Source organism: Segatella oulorum F0390 (assembly GCF_000224615.1).
Taxonomy (GTDB): domain Bacteria; phylum Bacteroidota; class Bacteroidia; order Bacteroidales; family Bacteroidaceae; genus Prevotella; species Prevotella oulorum.
This window is the reverse complement of record NZ_JH114216.1, coordinates 573,802-592,347: the sequence shown is the minus strand read 5'-3', so window position 1 is coordinate 592,347 and position 18,546 is coordinate 573,802. Positions and strand designations below refer to the sequence as shown.

15 protein-coding genes and 4 pseudogenes are annotated in these 18,546 nt (G+C 42.3%); 9 read left to right on the top strand and 10 right to left on the bottom strand.

Translation table 11 applies throughout. From position 1 onward, the window contains the following. Positions 1–56: 56 nt before the first annotated feature. Positions 57–4,010, top strand: a complete 3,954-nt coding sequence (locus tag HMPREF9431_RS08960; protein ID WP_004380929.1) for a hybrid sensor histidine kinase/response regulator — start codon at positions 57–59, stop codon at positions 4,008–4,010. A gap of 315 nt (positions 4,011–4,325) precedes the next feature. Here the strand turns inward: HMPREF9431_RS08960 and HMPREF9431_RS08955 are convergent, their stop codons facing one another. The 6 genes from HMPREF9431_RS08955 to HMPREF9431_RS08930 form a co-directional block, all read right to left on the bottom strand. After that, positions 4,326–5,393 (bottom strand): nucleotidyl transferase AbiEii/AbiGii toxin family protein, encoded by a 1,068-nt coding sequence (locus HMPREF9431_RS08955; RefSeq protein WP_004380928.1) that lies wholly within the window; start codon positions 5,391–5,393, stop codon positions 4,326–4,328. Further along, positions 5,390–6,100 carry a DUF6577 family protein gene (locus tag HMPREF9431_RS08950; protein ID WP_004380927.1) on the bottom strand — a complete coding sequence of 237 codons (711 nt, stop codon included), beginning with the start codon at positions 6,098–6,100 and terminating at the stop codon, positions 5,390–5,392. The genes HMPREF9431_RS08955 and HMPREF9431_RS08950 overlap by 4 nt, the downstream gene beginning before the upstream one ends. A 96-nt stretch (positions 6,101–6,196) precedes the next feature. Further along, positions 6,197–6,505 (bottom strand): helix-turn-helix domain-containing protein, encoded by a 309-nt coding sequence (locus HMPREF9431_RS08945; RefSeq protein WP_004380923.1) that lies wholly within the window; start codon positions 6,503–6,505, stop codon positions 6,197–6,199. Next, the gene (locus HMPREF9431_RS08940; RefSeq protein WP_004380921.1) at positions 6,493–8,553 is read right to left on the bottom strand and encodes an AAA family ATPase; all 2,061 of its coding nucleotides are present in this window, start codon (positions 8,551–8,553) and stop codon (positions 6,493–6,495) included. The genes HMPREF9431_RS08945 and HMPREF9431_RS08940 overlap by 13 nt, the downstream gene beginning before the upstream one ends. A 2-nt stretch (positions 8,554–8,555) precedes the next feature. Beyond that, complete coding sequence (locus HMPREF9431_RS08935) at positions 8,556–8,930, bottom strand: helix-turn-helix domain-containing protein (RefSeq protein ID WP_004380919.1); 375 nt, start codon at positions 8,928–8,930, stop codon at positions 8,556–8,558. A 2-nt stretch (positions 8,931–8,932) separates the two neighbouring features. Then, positions 8,933–9,271: a helix-turn-helix domain-containing protein gene (locus HMPREF9431_RS08930; RefSeq protein WP_040561480.1), complete on the bottom strand. Its 339-nt coding sequence runs from the start codon at positions 9,269–9,271 to the stop codon at positions 8,933–8,935. 948 nt (positions 9,272–10,219) lie between these two features. Here HMPREF9431_RS08930 and HMPREF9431_RS08925 point away from each other — a divergent pair. After that, positions 10,220–11,443: a site-specific integrase gene (locus HMPREF9431_RS08925; protein ID WP_004380918.1), complete on the top strand. Its 1,224-nt coding sequence runs from the start codon at positions 10,220–10,222 to the stop codon at positions 11,441–11,443. Positions 11,444–11,480: 37 nt separating this feature from the next. Next, entirely contained in the window at positions 11,481–11,948 is a 468-nt protein-coding gene (locus HMPREF9431_RS08920; protein ID WP_004380917.1) for a DUF1896 domain-containing protein, read from the top strand. A 235-nt stretch (positions 11,949–12,183) separates the two neighbouring features. On the opposite strand, the gene HMPREF9431_RS08915 is transcribed toward HMPREF9431_RS08920, so the two are convergent. Continuing rightward, positions 12,184–12,471 (bottom strand): hypothetical protein, encoded by a 288-nt coding sequence (locus tag HMPREF9431_RS08915; protein WP_231287801.1) that lies wholly within the window; start codon positions 12,469–12,471, stop codon positions 12,184–12,186. Positions 12,472–12,891: 420 nt separating this feature from the next. On the opposite strand from HMPREF9431_RS08915, the pseudogene HMPREF9431_RS08905 reads away from it, so the two are divergent. From HMPREF9431_RS08905 to HMPREF9431_RS08895, 3 genes and pseudogenes are all read left to right on the top strand, one after another. Continuing rightward, positions 12,892–13,321: pseudogene (locus HMPREF9431_RS08905) on the top strand (hypothetical protein). Between the two features lie 6 nt (positions 13,322–13,327). Further along, complete coding sequence (locus HMPREF9431_RS08900; RefSeq protein ID WP_004380913.1) at positions 13,328–13,747, top strand: PcfK-like family protein; 420 nt, start codon at positions 13,328–13,330, stop codon at positions 13,745–13,747. A gap of 4 nt (positions 13,748–13,751) precedes the next feature. Next, positions 13,752–14,081 (top strand): annotated as a pseudogene (locus tag HMPREF9431_RS08895) (hypothetical protein); the annotation flags it as partial. Between the two features lie 109 nt (positions 14,082–14,190). Here HMPREF9431_RS08895 and HMPREF9431_RS08890 read toward each other — a convergent pair. Next, positions 14,191–14,922, bottom strand: coding sequence for a caspase family protein (locus HMPREF9431_RS08890; protein ID WP_004380911.1), 732 nt, complete (start codon positions 14,920–14,922; stop codon positions 14,191–14,193). Position 14,923: 1 nt separating this feature from the next. After that, positions 14,924–15,373, bottom strand: a complete 450-nt coding sequence (locus tag HMPREF9431_RS08885) for a hypothetical protein (RefSeq protein WP_004380910.1) — start codon at positions 15,371–15,373, stop codon at positions 14,924–14,926. Positions 15,374–15,818: 445 nt separating this feature from the next. Here HMPREF9431_RS08885 and HMPREF9431_RS12485 point away from each other — a divergent pair. Further along, positions 15,819–16,288 (top strand): annotated as a pseudogene (locus tag HMPREF9431_RS12485) (HU family DNA-binding protein). 97 nt (positions 16,289–16,385) lie between these two features. Beyond that, positions 16,386–17,879 (top strand): ATP-binding protein, encoded by a 1,494-nt coding sequence (locus HMPREF9431_RS08880; protein ID WP_004380909.1) that lies wholly within the window; start codon positions 16,386–16,388, stop codon positions 17,877–17,879. 34 nt (positions 17,880–17,913) lie between these two features. Here the strand turns inward: HMPREF9431_RS08880 and HMPREF9431_RS13545 are convergent. Next, a pseudogene (locus HMPREF9431_RS13545) lies at positions 17,914–18,090 on the bottom strand (IS982 family transposase); the annotation flags it as partial. Between the two features lie 76 nt (positions 18,091–18,166). Here HMPREF9431_RS13545 and HMPREF9431_RS08875 point away from each other — a divergent pair. Beyond that, positions 18,167–18,546 (top strand): IS256 family transposase (locus HMPREF9431_RS08875; RefSeq protein ID WP_004380907.1); only part of this gene is annotated, 380 nt, incomplete at its 3' end.

The following is an 18,546-nucleotide window of genomic DNA, read 5'->3' as shown; positions in this document are numbered from 1 at the left end:
CTTGATTTTATATGAGGAAAAAACATTATCTTTGCAGTATAATCGCTATTACTTTCATGCTTAAAAAGGTGACATTCCTTATTTATATATGTACACTTCTGTTTTTTTCCCGCACTTCGGCACAAACCGATTACGCTTTTAAACACATTGATACAAACAACGGACTGTCACAAAGTACGGTGTATTCCATCCTTCAGGATCACACTGGTTTTATCTGGATGGGGACGAAAGTGGGGCTGTGCCGATACGACGGGAACTTCTTCAAGGTGTACAGCCATAACAATTCCAAGCTGGGAAGCGACTTCATTACGTCGCTCTACCAGTCAGAGGACGACCTTATATGGGTGGGAACCGACCAGGGAGTATGGATCTACACGCCCTCGGCCGACTCCTTCCGGCCTCTTAGGGCTATCAGTGACAGGAAGAGTCGGATAACAGGAAATGTAAATTTCATTGCTGGACACCGCGGGAGAATATACATCGGGGTGAACGAACAAGGTCTCTTTGTCTATGACTTAAAGACGAAACGACTACAGAACTACACCTTTCCGCACCACCCGAACATCGCTTCCATCGGTTTCGGTATCGGCAACAGGGTGTGGCTTGGCTTCTATGGCGGCGGACTTTGGTACACCTCTCCCCAGTTCCAAAGCCTTACACCCTTTGTAGAAAACGGCCGCCAGCCCTTTAGGGGGTGTATCGTTTCGGCCATTCAGGAGGTTAATCCCACGATGATTTTTGTAGGAACCGACAAGCGCGGACTAAGCATCATCAACCCGAAGCATGCAGCCGTTACCGACGTAAAGTCCAAGGAAAACGGCTACGACATCTTTGTAAGGGCACTGTCAGTTAAGGGCAATGAGGTGTGGGCAGCCAGTGAACAAGGACTTTACGTTTACAACATAGCAACAAAAGCGCTACATCACTATACCAACGATACTTCCAACCCTTTCTCCTTATCGGACAATCCGCTGTATTGTCTGCTTCACGACCATGGAAATGGTATGTGGATGGGAACTTATTTTGGTGGGGTAAACTATGCGTCATTGTCTGCCCCACCCTTTGTCCGTATTCTTCCATCACCTGCGGAAGGCAGACTGCATGGACGAAGGGTGCGCGAAATGGTACTGGATACCAATGGACAGCTATGGATCGGTACAGAGGACGGAGGTCTGAACTGCATGAACATGGACACCGGCAGGATTACCCATGTACTCGAAAGCATGTTTTTTCCCAATGTGCACGGTTTATGTGTGCATGAGAACGAGCTATGGGTAGGCACCTTTGCCATGGGGTTAAAAGTGATAGATACCCATACACACAGGGTCATCAAGAGCTTTCGAGCCGATGGGGAGCCGGGGGCATTGCATGACAATACCATCTTCAGTATCGCCATGTCGCCTCGGAAAGAACTGTATTTTGGCACGATTCGCGGACTATGCCGGCTCAACAGAAGCACCGGTCACTTTGAATATGACAGCAATATTCCCTCTGTTCTTATCAACAAGGTGAAGTTCGACCACCTCGGCAACCTATGGGTGGCTACGCAGAACAATGGCGTTTATCTTAAAACGGGCACAGCTCAGCGCTGGATTCATTTCACCCATAGCCACATCGGGGACTATACGCTGAGCAAAGCCGTTGGACTTTACGAAGACAGAAACGGTAATATGTGGATTATGACATTGGGAAACGGGCTCTTTTCCTACAGCCCCCGTACTGGGAAAATACGAAAAGTATCACTGGACGGCTATGGAACGGCCGAGCCGGTGGTGCTCGACCTCGTAGAGGATAGGGATGGATTCCTCTGGATGTCGACACTAAGTGGTATCCTGAAATACGATACCAGCACAAGACAATCGCAGCTGTTCTCTGCTCAGATGACGATGCTTGACAATCAGCTTAATGTCTCTTCGGCCATTGTCGACCGAAAAGGCGACATCTACTTCGGCTCTTACAATGGGATAGTAAAGTTTTCTCCCAGTGCTTTCAAGCGGCATTATACCACGCCAAAGCTCATTGCAACGGAACTGATTGTGAATAATACCGATGTAGACAACCATACTTCCGGCAGTCCTTTGAACCAAAACATTTCCTACACGAAGGAGATAGAACTGGCATACAATCAGAATTCCTTTTCCCTGCGTATCGTCCCGCTGGCCTATGAGCAGCTACAGAGATATCAGATGGAGTATATTCTGGAAGGATTTACCGATACGTGGCAGCCCGTCAGAGTAGATTACCGCATCGGATTCGACAACCTCCCGGCTGGTGAATACTTGCTTCGCGTAAGGATCAAGAACAGCAAAGGAGTGTGGGATGCCCGGGAATATAGCCTGAAAGTGGTGGTAAAGCCCTATCCATTGCTCTCGTTCTGGGCAAAGCTGTTTTATCTTCTCTGCGCCTGCGCAATGGGCTACTTCACGGTCCGCTATCTTTACAGGCGCAACAGGCGCAAACGCAAGCAGGCAATGGACAAGCTGGAGCAGGAGAAAGAAATGGAACTCTATGAAAGCAAGATTAATTTCTTCACTCATGTGGCACATGAAATACGCACTCCCCTTACCCTCATCAAAGGCCCGTTAGAGCATATCATAAAGCAGGAAAGGGTAAAAGACAGCCAGACCAAGGAGGATCTACATATCATGTCAAGGAATACCGAACGGCTGAACAAGCTCATCAACCAGTTGCTAGACTTCAGAAAAGCTGAACGAGACGGGCTAAAGCTGAACTTCGAACACTGTGACATCCCGCAATTAGTCGATAAAACATTTCGCCGCTTCCTGCCATTGATTCGGGAGAAGAACATTGATGCCACACTGTCTGTCTGCAATGCGGGTATTATGGCCTATGTCGATCAGGAGTGTTTCACGAAAATCATCAGCAATTTGCTTGGCAATGCCGTAAAATATTGTGCCTCCCGGATATCTATTCTCATAGAGTCAAGCCCGAACAATACGTTCTCCGTTATCATTAGCAATGATGGAAATATCATTTCGAAGAGCCTCCAAAGTAGGATTTTCGAACCCTTCTTCAGGATAGAAGGGCATCAGCAGACAGCACAGACTGGAACGGGAATAGGGCTGGCACTGGCCAAAAACCTGGCCGAACTGCACAAAGGAACACTCGTCATGGACCAGAACGACCATCTGAATGTATTCCGTCTCACCCTTCCTATTAACCAGACAGACTATATTTCGTTATCTGAAGAGTCGGATCTAATCAACATGGACGAAGCTGAACCCAGAAAATCGGGACGCCCTTTGCTGCTGTTAGTAGATGACAATGCCGAGATGCTGGAATACGAAAAACGCACATTGCAGGATTATTACGACGTCGTTCTGGCTGCTAACGGACAGGAAGCGCTCTCCATTTTAGAACGGGAGAAAGTGAGTCTGGTGGTTACCGATGTGATGATGGCCCCCATCAATGGTTTTGAACTGTGCCGGAACATTAAGAAAGATGTAAACTACAGCCACACGCCTGTTATCCTCCTCACTGCTGCCACACTGGATTTGGCACGGATGGAAGGAATGGAAAGCGGTGCCGATGCCTACATAGAGAAGCCTTTCTCTATGGAATTCCTCATCAACACCATTACCAATCTGCTGCGATCGCGTGAAGAAATAAAACGTACCTATGCCGGTTCACCCTTTGTTTCGTCTAATACCGTGGCGAAAAGCAATGTTGACAAGGAGTTTCTAGAACGGCTGCGAAGTGTGATGCAACGACACATGAGCAACAGCGAGTTCAATGTCGACCAGCTCGCCTCAGACATGAACATGAGTCGCTCCAACCTGAACCGGAAGGTGAGAGGGACACTTAACGTATCTCCCAATACCTATATCCGCATCGAACGGCTGAAATATGCTGCCCAGTTACTAAAGGCCGGCGACTGCAAAATCAATGAAGTGTGCTACAAAGTAGGTTTTAACAATTCAGGCTACTTCACCAAATGCTTCTATGCCCAGTTCGGAATCCTGCCCAAAGACTTTATCAAATCCAGCTGACACCCCTTCAGACAGAAAAGGAGAAAGGTAAAAAGAGTATTATGACAAGGTGAGTCCATCCGTCGACGCTTAACATAAACTTCACTTCGAGGTGTTTCAAGGCTAATTTACTTGATTTTTTGTTTATCAAGTAATTTTATTACCTGATTATAGACCAGCTTTCCGCTAAAATGTGTAGCCCATGTGAAGTTTGCATCGAAAACAAAAGTAACAAAAAGGGCTGAAATCCGAGTGAGAATTTTAGCCCTTGACTTTTGTATGTCGAAAAGGTTTACCGATAGTAATAATTTGTAATTATTGCCAAAATCTAACTGATTATTTTTGTAATAGTTCGCTTGTCTTGACCCAATAGAAGAAAGCTTCAGGTAGTATTTTCTTCAATTTGTTGAGTTTATTGTTGACGGAAGGAGATAATTCCATGGCAAGTATGGTGTTCGGATTTCCATCGTATTTCTCAATTCTTGTGCTTGATTTTTCTATTGAGGTAGCAAGGTAAGCCGCACGAGCCGAATCTACGATAGCTTCTTCTATGCGATATTTCCCTTTGTAGATGTAGCCGTCTATTTTCTTAATGCCACTTTGCAGCATTTTGAAATCACCTTTACCCATCTGCCCTCTAGTGCCTAGACACAAGGCGGTCTCCCTAATATCCTCATAAATGAGTGACAGTTCAGCGGGTAAGCCCCGATATTGCAATTCTATTTTCCCGATTTGGGTGAAAGTATCCTTAGTGTGCTGAAAGTTACCGGAATGTTCAAACAGCCTGCCTACATCATACAGCTGCTTGATAATTTCCAACGAGCGGTCTCTATCTCCCTTGATATAAGGAATACCCGAGGTATTGGGGGCAAATGCCGTAAGTTTATCACCAAGAATGTCGTCAGCGGATGGCACGGTTACCTTCAATGGTTCATCGTCCAGTTCTATAAAAGGGCCTTTAATCTCAACTTCTTCAGTCGCATGGTATTGTAAATCCTCGTAGAGGACATCAAGCAGTATATACGCAGGTTTATCATCGTTCTTATAAGCGATGTGATAAAAGAATTTCGAGTGACTCTTGGGAATATTCGTGTCCCTCTGCTGCCGCTCATCAAGGGTCTTAGATATGAAGCCGAACTTTTCTATATCTTTCAAATAAGGCTCAATATCCGTCCCGGGTGGGCAGATAATGTCAATGTCGATGGATAGTCGGTGAGCGGATTCACCCAAAATAAGCATCAGAGCCGAACCGCCCTTGAAACAGAAAGGGCAACCTGACAATTTCAGCATCTCCAACAGCGACATTGCCCTGATAACTTTCTCTATCAGATTCAGGTCTTTATACTTGTTACGCACAGAAATGGATTTTATCCACTCGGTGGTCATACATTCTTTCTTGATCATACAAATTCCTTGATATATTTTTCTATTTGCGGTTTAATATTGCGCCGTGAGGCATATCGCAGTAACATACCTATATTCACATTATAGTTGGCAAAGGCATTCTGCATCATGTACAAGGCTTCCTGGCCTTGCAGATAGAAGAAATCCCTGTCGCATTGAATATCGACTAAAAGCTTCTCAATAGTTGGTACATTGGTGCCGTTTACTTCCTGCATGGGGGACTCTGAAACAAGAGGCTTTACGATATAGGCTCTTTTATCCAACCGGATATAATCGGACATAATATCCTCCTTTGGCGAAAGGAAACTGCGTTCATGCATATCCTGTACAAAGTGGAAAATGGTTTCAGTGGCATCACGCTCCGTTTCTATATAGATATTGTTGTTGTACGACAGGTGATGTTGCAAGTCGGATAGGATTTCGCCATTATAGACACAAAAGTCTAATAAGGGATATTCCGCTTTTAATTTCTTATATAACCGAATGGAGCGAGCATTGGGAACCGGACGGAAAATAGCTTTAGGGGTTGTTGTATACACTCCCTTGCTTATTCTGAATATTTTTTTTTCGTCCAGCAACTTGCGTAAATGCCAGGACAGCATCTTCTTGGAAAGTTCAATCTTCCCGGAAAGATACTCAGACAAGTCATTCGTCTTGAATTCCTTGTTGGTGTTTGCAAAATCTACAATTATATTACTGACATTCATTCTGCTATCACTAATGGTTCGGTGCAAAGATAGTTAGATTTTGGCAATAAAACAAATATATTGCCAAAATCTAACCATGCAGGTATGCTTCTACTGTTACCAACCATCTCGTTTACGCAACATTTTATCTATCTCTTCCCGAAGGAAGAGTAATCTACCGTTGGCTTTGAGATAAGGAATCTTCCCTGTCCAAACCCAGTTGTAAATAGTTTTTTGTTCTACCTTCAAAATTTTGGATACATCTATGATGTCCAGATATTCCGGTTTTAGAGGTGGACGGACAGTCGTATCGACAGATTGCTCTTGCAGGACAAGTAATTGGTCAAGTTTATCCTCGACATTCATCAACTTGTCAAATAGGCGTTTTTGCCATGTATCTTCTGTATTGTAATCTAAGTACGACATAGTTCTCCTTTTTGATAGTTACCATTAGTATCTTGTGCCAAAATACGTTGTTCTTTCATATAGGCGATGTACTTCTTTGCGGTTCTGTCCTTGATTTCCATTTCGCGCATCAGAACCTCACACAGTTCTTGGTATGAGAGTTTGAGAGAACTTCGGAAGGCGTCTCTAATAACACCAATAAGTTCGTCGGTTTTGCGCTTTTCCTTGTCTTCCTTGGATTTCTCACCACGATAGACGTGCATATCCTCTGCCTTATCCCAGCCGAAAAGCATCATCGGTACATCCAGCGGACTTCCGTCACGGACTTTCAATGCCTTCACCACTGAGTATTCGGGATTGTCGTCTTTCTCAATGGAGAGAATGCCCGCCGCCTTGCGTTGCAGCTCCGAGCCGATATGACCACGGAGTTTGATACCATTCGGTACGAAGTGCAGCACGCAGATGATACAGGTATTATAAATCCCCGCCAAGCGATAAAGCTCGTCCACAATGGCAATACTTTCCGTTTCATCGTTGGCGGAACGTATTAAGTCGGCTATTCCGTCAATCACCACAAGATGGATGCCTCCATGCCTGTGATGGAACAAGTCCATACTCTCGCGGATAAGCTTCAGCCTGTCCTTGCGGGACAGAGAGGCAAGATACAGGGAATGGTAAAAGTCCGGTACTGCCGCCAATGAAGCCCGGCGCAGTGTCTTACCCAAGTTCTTGTGCAGCTGTGCCTCGGACTGTTCCGTGTCATAGTGCAGGACTGCCAAGCCTTTGGGGTTGGCGGTAATCTCCAATCCCAAGGTATTCTCTATCGGCAATCGTTTTTCTCCCAACGCTCCGGCAAGGATGGCTCCAACATAGTTGCTCTTGCCTGTCCCCTCACCTCCAGTAATGCAGAACAGATTGTCCTGCGTGCCGAGTGGCACACCGTTTACTGCTACTACTGATTTGGAAATGTCCGGTGGATTCTCATAGTCAATCTCACAGGAACGTAACATCATCATAGTTTGGCTATATAGGTCTGAGAACATCTTGGCAAGCAGCTCTTTCAATTCCTTTGCCCCGTTGCCCAAGGCAAAGAAATCTGAAATGTCTTTTTCAGACTTCGTGCCACTTAGCGGAAGTGAAAGGTTCAATACCTTGTATTCTGCCAGATGTTCTGCTTGTCTGTGACTCTCGCGTACGCCTGTCTCGTCAGCATCATACAGAAGTATGATATGTCGAAAGCGAAGTTGGAGGCTCTCAATGATGGTTGTCGGTATCTGTGCGGTTTCACTGTTGAAGCATATTGCACTAAACCCATGTGCATACAATGAGAGTACATCCTTTTCGCCACCTGTAATGAAGAGCATATCGCCTTTAGCGGGAATCTGATCCATACCGAAGCAATAGGTGGCAGGCATCCGTCCACCATAGAGAAAGCGGATTTTCGGACTGTGAGGTCGGTATATCTTTACATAGCCGTTTCCGATATAGGCAAACATAGGTTCGGTAGGTGAGCCATAAAGTTCAAACTTCCGACCTTCAGCAGAAATACTCTCATAGCGTTTAAGACTCCGTACCCGAAAGCGTCGGAGTGCATCCTCATGGATACCATAATGCGCCCAATAGTTTAGCAGCCCGTCATCAAAAGGCTGTATCTCAAAACTGTATGGTCGTTCTTCCGTATGCTTGGGCATATCAGTCTCGGGACTGAAGCCAATAGTTTTTTTGTATGACTGTGTTATATGCTTGCTATGCTGTTCACCATCACATAAAGAATACAATCCAAGTTCTTGTACTATGGTTTCCAGGACCTCGGGAAAGCTTGTTTTCAGGTTTAGGCCACGCATAGTTGCTACAAACCAAAAACAATCTCCCGAATAGGTTGTATCCCCATGATCATAGAACTTATAGGATGAACTCTTCCTGTCATAGAAGATATGGCATGAAGCCCGCTTGTCATCATAGAAGGGACTGCGGAAGTTACGATGCAGGTTCACCTCAAAGCCAAGGAACTGGGAGAACACATTCAACCCTCCTTGTGTAAGCAAAAGTATTTGTTCTTTATCTATCATATTTATCTATTTTTAGAATTAAGGCAAGAACTCATAATAAGGTTGTCCTTGAAGCGGTTGAGTCGTCCGAGAACCACATCATTCCTCATCCCTGATACACGGAGCCGGTTACATTTCACGGCAATAATGATTGACTTGAAAAAGTAGCGCACATCACCACTCTCCGTGTAGCGGTAACGCAGCAACTGCTTCTTGCGCCAGCGGTAAAGGGTGGACTCTGAAACATTCAAAGTCTCAATTAGGTCTTTCGTGGTCATTTCCAGCTCGTCATCTATATTCTGTATAAGGTGAGAGGTTCTCTCGACGTACTGCTCTATTCGATTGAGCCTATCTATCAATTCTTGATAAGCCAGACTCTCTACTGTGATTATTTCCATGACTATAACCGTTTTGTAGCCCCCGTCGCTTGTTCTGTTCCGAGTTCAATTAATAGTTGTGAAAGCTTATTGAACGCCTCCTCTATAAAAACTTCTATACGCATCTCTACCATAGGTAAAAGTCTTGGCTGCCCATTCCGTGCAAGAACTTCAAACATTTCAGTAGAGCAGATACCTACTTTAGAAGCATATTTTAGGATTTGGCAGAGAGTCATCTCTGTTTGTCCATTTTCCCAACGTGAGATCCGACTTGAACTAACTCCCAGAATTCCAGAAAGATACTCCTGGGAATAACCTTTTTCTACTCTTGCTGACTTCAGCATTTCCAATAACTCTTTCATAATTATAAAGTTATAAAAGCACCGCCACAAGAGCAACCCGCTATATGCAAATGTTTTCACCCTATGCAATCCGTCTTGCAGCAGGTGCAAGGTTCAGCATCATAGCGGTAGCATAAGGACGAGAAATACGTAGTACAGACAAAAGAATATTAAAGAATGACCTACTTTTAATGAAAAGATTTATAGTAAACTTATATAAGGAAATGTTAAAATACCATTCCTCTTAAAATCAACTATCATTTATAAAGAACAATCACTGTCAAAGAACAAAGAACTCACGGATCCCCCAGTGCAAGGTGCAAGTCCCTTTTTATATAAGGGCTTGCACCTTGCACTGGAAAATGTAGCAGTAAAATCTCTAAATATTTATGGTGCAAAGATTTGGAGGTTAGTACAATTTTATATACCTTTGTACCCAAGAAAAGAGAGCTGTTGTGCTTTCAAAAGGTAGTCAGAATGGTAGTCACTAAGCAGTCAAAATACTGCTACAAAAATGCTACACAGATGATTTATTAAAATATATAGAAGATTTATATACAACGAGATACGAGAGTTTGGTTCACAAACCTCTCTCTCCGCAGGAAGTACTCTGGAGAAGACTTCAGAAAACACTTCGCGAAATCAGTAAGTATCGTAGCTTCAATAAGTTACGATACTTTTGTTTTATACTTACACGTTTTTTCAGAGTACGTAAGGAGGGTGCCGAAACGCCCAAAATACTCTCCTACGGTTACAATCTGGTTACAAAAAGATGAGCCGAATAAAAATTGTAACCAAGAGTACGTACAGAGATTGTTTAGAGTACTTATATGTTGCTGTTATTCAAATGATTATGTAGAACTTTGCAGTGGGGTATATAGAAGTTCATTTCATCCATTCAGGTAGTAAAATGCCTTCGATGTGATACTATTTCCCATGATCCCGGTTGCAATTAAAAACAGTCAATGTATGAAATCAATTTTCAGAACAGTCTTCTATCTCAGAAGCAACTATGTAAACAAGGAGGGCAAGACCCCTGTGATGTTGAGGATTTACCTTAACAACGAACGGTTGTGCATAGGTTCAGCCGGGGTCGCCGTTGAACAGACCCAATGGGACAGTACGCGAGAACGGGTGAAAGGACGCAATACCGAAGCCCTAAGCATGAACTTGCAGTTAGACAGTATCCAAAACGACCTGCAAACCATCTATCGCAAGTTGGAAATGACGAACGACCTGTGCTTGGAACGCATCAAGTCCGAGTATCTTGGCAGACAGGGCAATGTCTGTACACTCATGCAGCTTTTCGAGAAGCATAATACGGACATACAGGAACAGGTTGGTGTCTCGGTGAGTGTGGCAACGTTGCAGAAATACAACGTGTGCAAGAAACACTTTGCGGCCTTCTTGAACGAAAAGTACAAGCGCTGTGACATTCGCCTGTCTGAACTGACATTCACTGTCATTCATGACTTTGACATTTATCTGCGTACAACCGCTGGGCAGAATCCCAATACGGCCACGAAAACGATGAAGACTTTCAAGACCATCACCATACTAGGAAGGAAGATGGGCGTGTTGAACCACGACCCGTTCATAAATCATCATTTCCACTTGGAGCCGGTAAACCGTGGCTTTCTCACGGACGAAGAAATCATGAAGATTGCCAACAAGGATTTCGGTATCCATCGTCTGGAACTGGTAAGGGATGTTTTCATCTTCTCTTGCTTTACAGGTCTGGCATATATAGACGTGTCCAACCTTACCCCGGACAACATCGTTACGCTTGATGACAAGCAATGGATCATGACCAAACGTCAGAAGACAAGCGTGGAGACCAATGTGCTGCTCCTTGACATTCCCAAGCGCATCATCGCCAAATATGGGCATAAGACCTATCGGGACGGTAAGCTCCTTCCGGTACTTACAAACCAGAAGATTAACGCTTATCTCAAGGAAATTGCCGACCTTTGCGGTATCAAGAAGAACCTGACCTTCCACCTTGCCCGGCACACGTTTGCCACGATGTCACTGAGCAAAGGCGTTCCGATGGAAAGTGTGTCAAAGATGCTGGGGCACACCAACCTAAAAACCACCCAAATCTACGCGCGTATCACGAACAAGAAGATAGAGCATGATATGGAAGAACTGGCTGGTAAGCTCGGCAAGTTCAATGCGGCTATGGGCATGTAATATGATAATGTAATAATTCTAAAATAGAAAGAAGATTATGGGAACAAAGAAAGAATTGTCCTACTTCCGGTTGAAGTTAGAGACCTATCTTGGTGAGCATTTCTCCGAAATGCTGAATAACAAACCATTCATAACGGCAAGAGCCGACGAAGCCCTTACCACCTACTGTGATGCAGTGTCGCAAGGCTTCTCGCATCTAGAAGCGGAAACGATGGCAAGTGAAGTCCTGTATCGAGGGCTGCATTTTTCCAAGTACGACACCCTTGTGTCTGTCTTGGAGAATGAGTTTGAGAAGGAGCTGCCCTCCCCACTTTCTGAAAGACTTGCACCACTGCTTCTGAAGAACAAGGCAGTACAAAGCGTTTTCGCCAAGTATGACCTTACGGACGAATTTGGCGTAAGTCCTGAATACGAGAGGCTCTACACCGAACTGACCGGTACAATCGTCCTGCTTATCGAGGACAATCACCTGCCGACAATAGACGGCGAGAGCGATATTGTATAATAACCGCGTTCTTTATCCTTTAAAGAAACACTGTTTTCTAAAAGGCTCATTTTTTGCAGCAAGGTGGTTATCTGTTTTGAGATAACCACCTTTTGTTTTCTCACGATTATGGTTCTTATGTTCTTATAGCCGATAGGAACCCATTCCTCAATATTTTACCGGATAGCAATTGCAAATGATAAAGCGACAACCTTTAAGTCATTTTTTCCACATTATGTATCCGTACCCTGATTGTCTATTGGTTATATAAAACTGCGATACAAAGCAAGATTGAAAACACTGCCACCAAGATGGTGGTAGGTGCTGTCACCTTAATGGCCAAAAATACCGTGAAGAGCACAAGCAATACGTTTATGGCAAGCGTGTAACGGAAAATGACAGGCATTTGGAGTTGATAATACAAGCTATTGGCTAAACCGGCAAATACAAGTGCCAACCCCGCACTGAAAAACCAAAAGGCTTCGGCTGAAATCTGATTGTATTTCTTGAAACTGAGTGCCGAATGGGCGATGCCTAGCAACATTATCCCAACAATGGCAACAAGATGCAATGTCCTCATAAGTCAAAAGTTTATGTCTTTTTCACAAAGGTACGAATAATTTCTATAAAAGGGGCATGTGGCCAGTATAAGTCATAGCCGGTTATCACCGACAGTAGCCACATTCTCTTTTCCTTATTATTACGGCTTTGCACTTTCGCTTCCTTTCCATATCTCCACGATATGCGAAGTCAAGGAGACGGACGCTGTTCCCTTTTTATCCGCAAAGGTAGTACGGGGCTTACGGCTTTCCCAAGGTCGAAGCCTCCGGTTTGTTTGGAAAATCTCCACGCCTGCGGGTAGTATTTTCCGCCAAAACCTTGTGTAAGCCACGCCCCGCCACCTTGATTTTGCTACAAAAAGGAATCAGCATACTCCGATCTTTGGACGCATAAAAAAATGTCGCTGGATAAGCAAAAAGTAAATACAACATCTTCGATGAACAGCAAAGGATATAGCTCCTCCTCATTACCGCATTAACCCTACGGCAGAAAAGAGTGAGCAAGTGTTGGCAATTAAGCTTGTACAATGGGACGTTCCCCCTTTGGAGAGTCTTTATAATAGCAAAATATATCTCCTACGTGTGAAACTCAATCGTGGCGAAATGATGAGCCGTGAAGAAAAGAATTGGTTATGCGAAGCGGTAAACTCAAACACCTACTTCCGTACAGCCGTTCCCCTAATGGGCTACCGCTTTGATTTCTTTGATGTACTGAAAAAATACCTTGTCAATCAGTACGGACAATGGACAGAATACTATGCTCCCGACAGAGCAAGCCTGAGAACCTACCTATACGGACATATCAATCAAATTGTAGAACTCTCTAAACATTAAGAAGACATGAAAGGAACGGAACATTTCACACGGACAATAGCCGAGTATCTCAACCAGCGTGCATCGACAGACCCATTGTTTGCCCCCAACTTGATGAAGCCTAACAAGAACATAGAAGATTGCATAACCTACATCTTGAACGAGGTGAAGAAAAGCGGTTGCAATGGTTTCGACGACGATGAAATATACTCTATGGCTGTTCACTACTACGACGAGGACGATATAGAGGTCGGCAAGGCTGTTTCCTGCCAAGTTGCCGTTAATCACGTTGTGGAACTAACGGAGGAAGGAAAAGCCGAAGCAAGGCAAGAAGCCATTAAGCAATATCAGCGTGAGGAACTTGCAAAGATACAGAGCCGTAACGCACGAGTAAAAAAGACTGAGAACGCAGCAACCCAAGTACAACCATCACTATTTGATTTTTAAGCCTATGAAACCGAGAAACAAATTTGAAAAGGCGGTTTTGGAACAAAGTAAGCATCTTCGCCCAATAACCAAGACACAAGGCACGTGGGCATTTCGTGAGTGCATAGACCACTTCGCCTACCGCTTGCCAAAAGGTCGCACCACTTGTATGGATTGTGGGTATAGTTGGGTAATGGACAAACATAGAGAAACTTGCACTTGCCCTCATTGCAGGGCAAAGTTGCAGGTCAAAGAAACCTACGAGCGCAAGTTGCAGCAGAAGCAGTATTTCACCATACTTACTACTTGTGGAGAGTTTCAAGTATTACGTATGTTCCTCCTCGTGACTGATCTGTCTTTAAAGCCAAGCAATGCTAATAGCCACGCAAACCGATAATTTGCATGGCTATCTTTTCTTAGTTCTTAAACAGCTATGCGGTTAAAGCAATAAGTCGCAGATTAATTCAAATCCTATTGGGATTAATTGAAAGTATCAGTTTTTGGCTTGTCAGACATTTAGGTAAACTAGCAGCAGGATGTTGAGTATGTTTTTTAAACAATCCCTTAGTGCGTGTGAGTTCTGATGCCTCCTTATGTATCTCTTCAACTGTTCTAAACTCTTCATTATTCGGGAACAACTTTGCTTGCCTTAGCAATGTTTGGATATAGAGTGCCCCATTTTCTGTATCTAAAGCCATCTCACCTATCCTACAAGCATACAAACAGATCTGCTGAGGTATAGCCTGCATTATTCGCTGATTATAAGCATTCCTAATCATTTGTAGATTAGAAAGATGACCACCTGAAGAAAATGTTCTTAGACTGTCATTGAGAGGTTCATGCCTATCAACAAGACAGCGGCAACAATCAAAAACAGAAATTTGTTTAGGTGCAATGGAAAATAGATCAGTTTCATTTATTGTTTCTCCTTGCCTGTTTATTTCTAAAATTGTTTTTCTATCATAGCCACCATGTCCACTGTATACAACAATTGCGAAATCATATGCCTTTGTTTTACGAAGCTCATTGATGTAACTTAGCAGCTCACACTTTTGGGGATTCATAATCATTTTGATTTCATTACGCTCCCAAGCCCCACCTATTGGAGATATTAGGAACTTTTCCCATTCAACTAAATCGATTTTCACTCCTTCTAAACCATCAGAGTTACCAATTAATAATGCTATTTTTCTCATACTATTTTAAATAAGAATTTATAAATCTTCTAAAATCTTCACTGTAGCCATCAATATTTTCATTTGGGTCTACTGGATTTAGCCAATTTAGCTTGTGCATTCTAATCCAAGTTTTAACATCACAGAAATTCTCAATATTTGTTTTATTCCCAGCATAAAACTCATAAAGCTCAACCAAAAAATTAAACAGCAAGTTACAATATATATCATATCTCATATATGCTTTGATATTTTTATCCTTCATTTCTACCCACTTGTCTATAAAGGCTTGAGATTCTAATTCAGGATATTGAATAGCAAACTCTAAAAGATGATTTAATTTGCCATTCAGAGAATCTTTTCTTTGTTTTTTATTCAGTTGGTAATTCTGCCATAATGAGATACTAGAAAAAAATATACCTAAAACAGCTGTTGCAGCTGTTATAATTTCTACACAACAATTATTCTCCATTATTTATAGATTTAATATTATTGCCACAAAGATAATCAATTAAATGTAAAGTAAAAAAGAAAATCAAACAATTATTTTTTAGAGACGCTAATATCTTTGATTGTATAACTTAGACCAACGAACTACAGGAGAAATAAATTTTATCTCAAAGTGTCTTTGCAGAAAGATTTGATAATCTCTTCAAAAATGGTCTACCTTTTCAGCGAAAAAGGTAGACCATTTTGATGGAAAAGGTAGACGGTTTTCTGATAATAGGTAGATAGTTTTACTGAAATAGGTGAACCTTTTTGAGAAAAAGGGTTGAGAAGTATCAAAAAAAGTATGTGTTTTCCTTGGAGACAGTCAAGAATTTTCTTACCTTTGTGATATAAATTTGCTAACAAGTTGAGGAGGATAAAGCCCCAGCCTCCAAAGGCTTAACAATCGGGGGCACATACTAATAACTATGGCGAACAGACCCATTGCTTATACGCTAAAGGAGCGTAAAGGAACAGTTGGAAGTTTGAAAGGGAAAATCGTTCTGCAGGCACATCCTACAGGACGAAAGAGAGTTGATCATCGTAGCTTCTGTGATGAAGTGGCACACGCTACAACGTTCACAGGTGCAGAAGTCGAGGCTGTTCTCAGACTTGCAGCTGAGATAGCAAAAAGCACGTTGAGAACGGAGACATTGTAGACTTCGGAGACATCGGGACACTTACACCTTCTTTCCAGAGTAAACTGGTAGAGAAAGGAAAAGCGGAGTTCAACCCCAAGGTTCATATCACGAAACCTGTGGTACACCTCACTCCCTTAAAGAAGTATTTTACACTTACTGGTGTGAGCTATGAACATGTTATTGTACCTGACAAGGCATCCAAGAAGCGAGCTGAGAATCACTTCCAATCGGGACCAGAGATTGCAATAGAGCCATAAGGGGACGAACAAATATGATTTTCTAATATTTACATTGATGCGTAGAGTATAATGTGCCCCACGCATCAATTTTACATTCACGATTTAAACAATTACAATGAAAACTATAAATCTAAAGAACTTAGTGGATTCGTATAAGAGCCTAAGTATAGAGACACTATCTTCATATCTTGGGTTCTATGGAATAGAATTAGCAGAAAAGGGGAAAAACTGTGGGTTGAGTGCAAATGAATTAGACTGCATGACATCATTTATCGAACTTTTTAAAACAACACATGATTCTATATCTTTATTGGATAATTTTTTTGTAGGGTATATGATACCACAAATAGGAAAAGAATTTGATTTGTTACGATTCAATAAAGCTAATGTTGTCAATATAGAATTAAAGTCTAAAGCCAGTGAAGATAAGATCTTGAAGCAACTTAAAAGAAATCACTATTACTTACAATTCTTAGATAAAGAAGTTTCGCTGTTTACATACATTCAGGAAACTAAAAAACTTTATATGCTGGATAAAGACCATCTTACCTCAGTTTCCCGTGATGAGTTATACAAAGAATTGATTAAGGACTGTGACGAATTTGATGATATTGACAAACTCTTCAATCCCAGTAATTATTTAATCTCCCCATTCAATTCTACAAAGAAATTTATGGAAGAGGAATATTTTCTGACAGAGCACCAAGAGGAAATACGAACTAATATCATGAGAGTTGTTGACACATCTACAACAGAGTTTATGGCGCTCACAGGAGCAGCTGGTACGGGAAAAACATTATTGACATACGATATTGCCAAAGAATTGAGAAATAAAGGCAAACGAGTTCTCATTGTCCATTGTGCACAGTTGAATTCTGGTCAAAGAATGTTGCAAGATGAATATGGTTGGGATATCTGTATGGCAAAAGCAATTGGAAATGAAGTACTGAAAGGATATAATGTAATCATTGTGGATGAAGCGCAAAGAGTACGGCAGACACAATTTGACAAATTGATAGAATCGGCGAGTCAAGAAAATATGACTTGTATTTTTTCGTATGATGAGAAACAATACCTAAGCAATGATGAAAAGAACAGAAATATGTCAAATCAGATTTTGAGAGTCTTGACGCAAGATATCTTTCAACTGACAACAAAGATTAGAACCAATAAAGAAATAGCTTCTTTTATTAAACCTTTATTTGATATTCATGAGAAGATAAATCGTTCAGAGCATTCTAATATTGATTTGCATTATTGTTCGGCCAAAAAAGATGTTATAATATTGTCAGAATACCTGCAGGAAAAAGGTTGGAAAATACCAATATATACCCCAGGAACTCGTTCTATATTTAAATATCAGGGATATGGAATAGATAATGAAGAAAGTGCACATGCTGTAATTGGTCAGGAATTTGACAGGGTCGCCGCCATAATAGATGAAACCTTCAGATATAATGAAAATGGGATATTAGTGGCAGATAACAGTTGCTATTCGCAACGCCAGATGCTCTATCAGATATTGACGAGGACAAGACAAAAATTGTATATCATTATCCTTAACAATGAGCCTATGTTGAAAAGATGTCTTGAGATATTGAGAAGATAGATAATAGAAGAAAATACCCGAGTTCGGGATAAGCTTAGTATGTAAATAATTCTAACTGCCTTGATTCTTCGACATAAACAGGTAGCGCCTCAGGTTTATTGTCAAAAAAGCAATAGGCTGTTAAGGCAGAACATAGGTTCATGATAAAGTTATGTGTTGAGCGATGTCGCGAGTGTACGAGGTTAGCTTTGTTCTTCAAGAGTTCATTGAGAGAGTGTAAAGTAAACTGTGTCATGCTACAATAAGATTAGTTTTATACAGTTTATTTATTATGGACAACAAAGAAATTGATTACAAGCGAGCTGCTGAGCAGCTTCGTAAGGGAGAACCATTATAAGGATGGTGCTTTGGCACCAATGTTGGAGCGCATTTTGAATGCTGCCCTTGAAGGTGAGATAGATGCTCATCCCACTTCTGAAGAGCGTTCACAAGGCAACCGCCGTAATGGTAAAATGCCTAAGCAAGTGCAGACATGCTATGGTGAGGTCACTGTTGAGACACCTCGTGACCGTGACGGTTCCTTTGAGCCTCAGACCGTCAGAAAGCGCGAAACAATCCTTGCTGAAGGTATGGCAGATCAGATTATAAACATGTATGCTTTTGGTACAAGTACTCGCGATATTAGCAAGTATTTCGAGCGTGAGTTTGATTACCAAACTATCTGCAG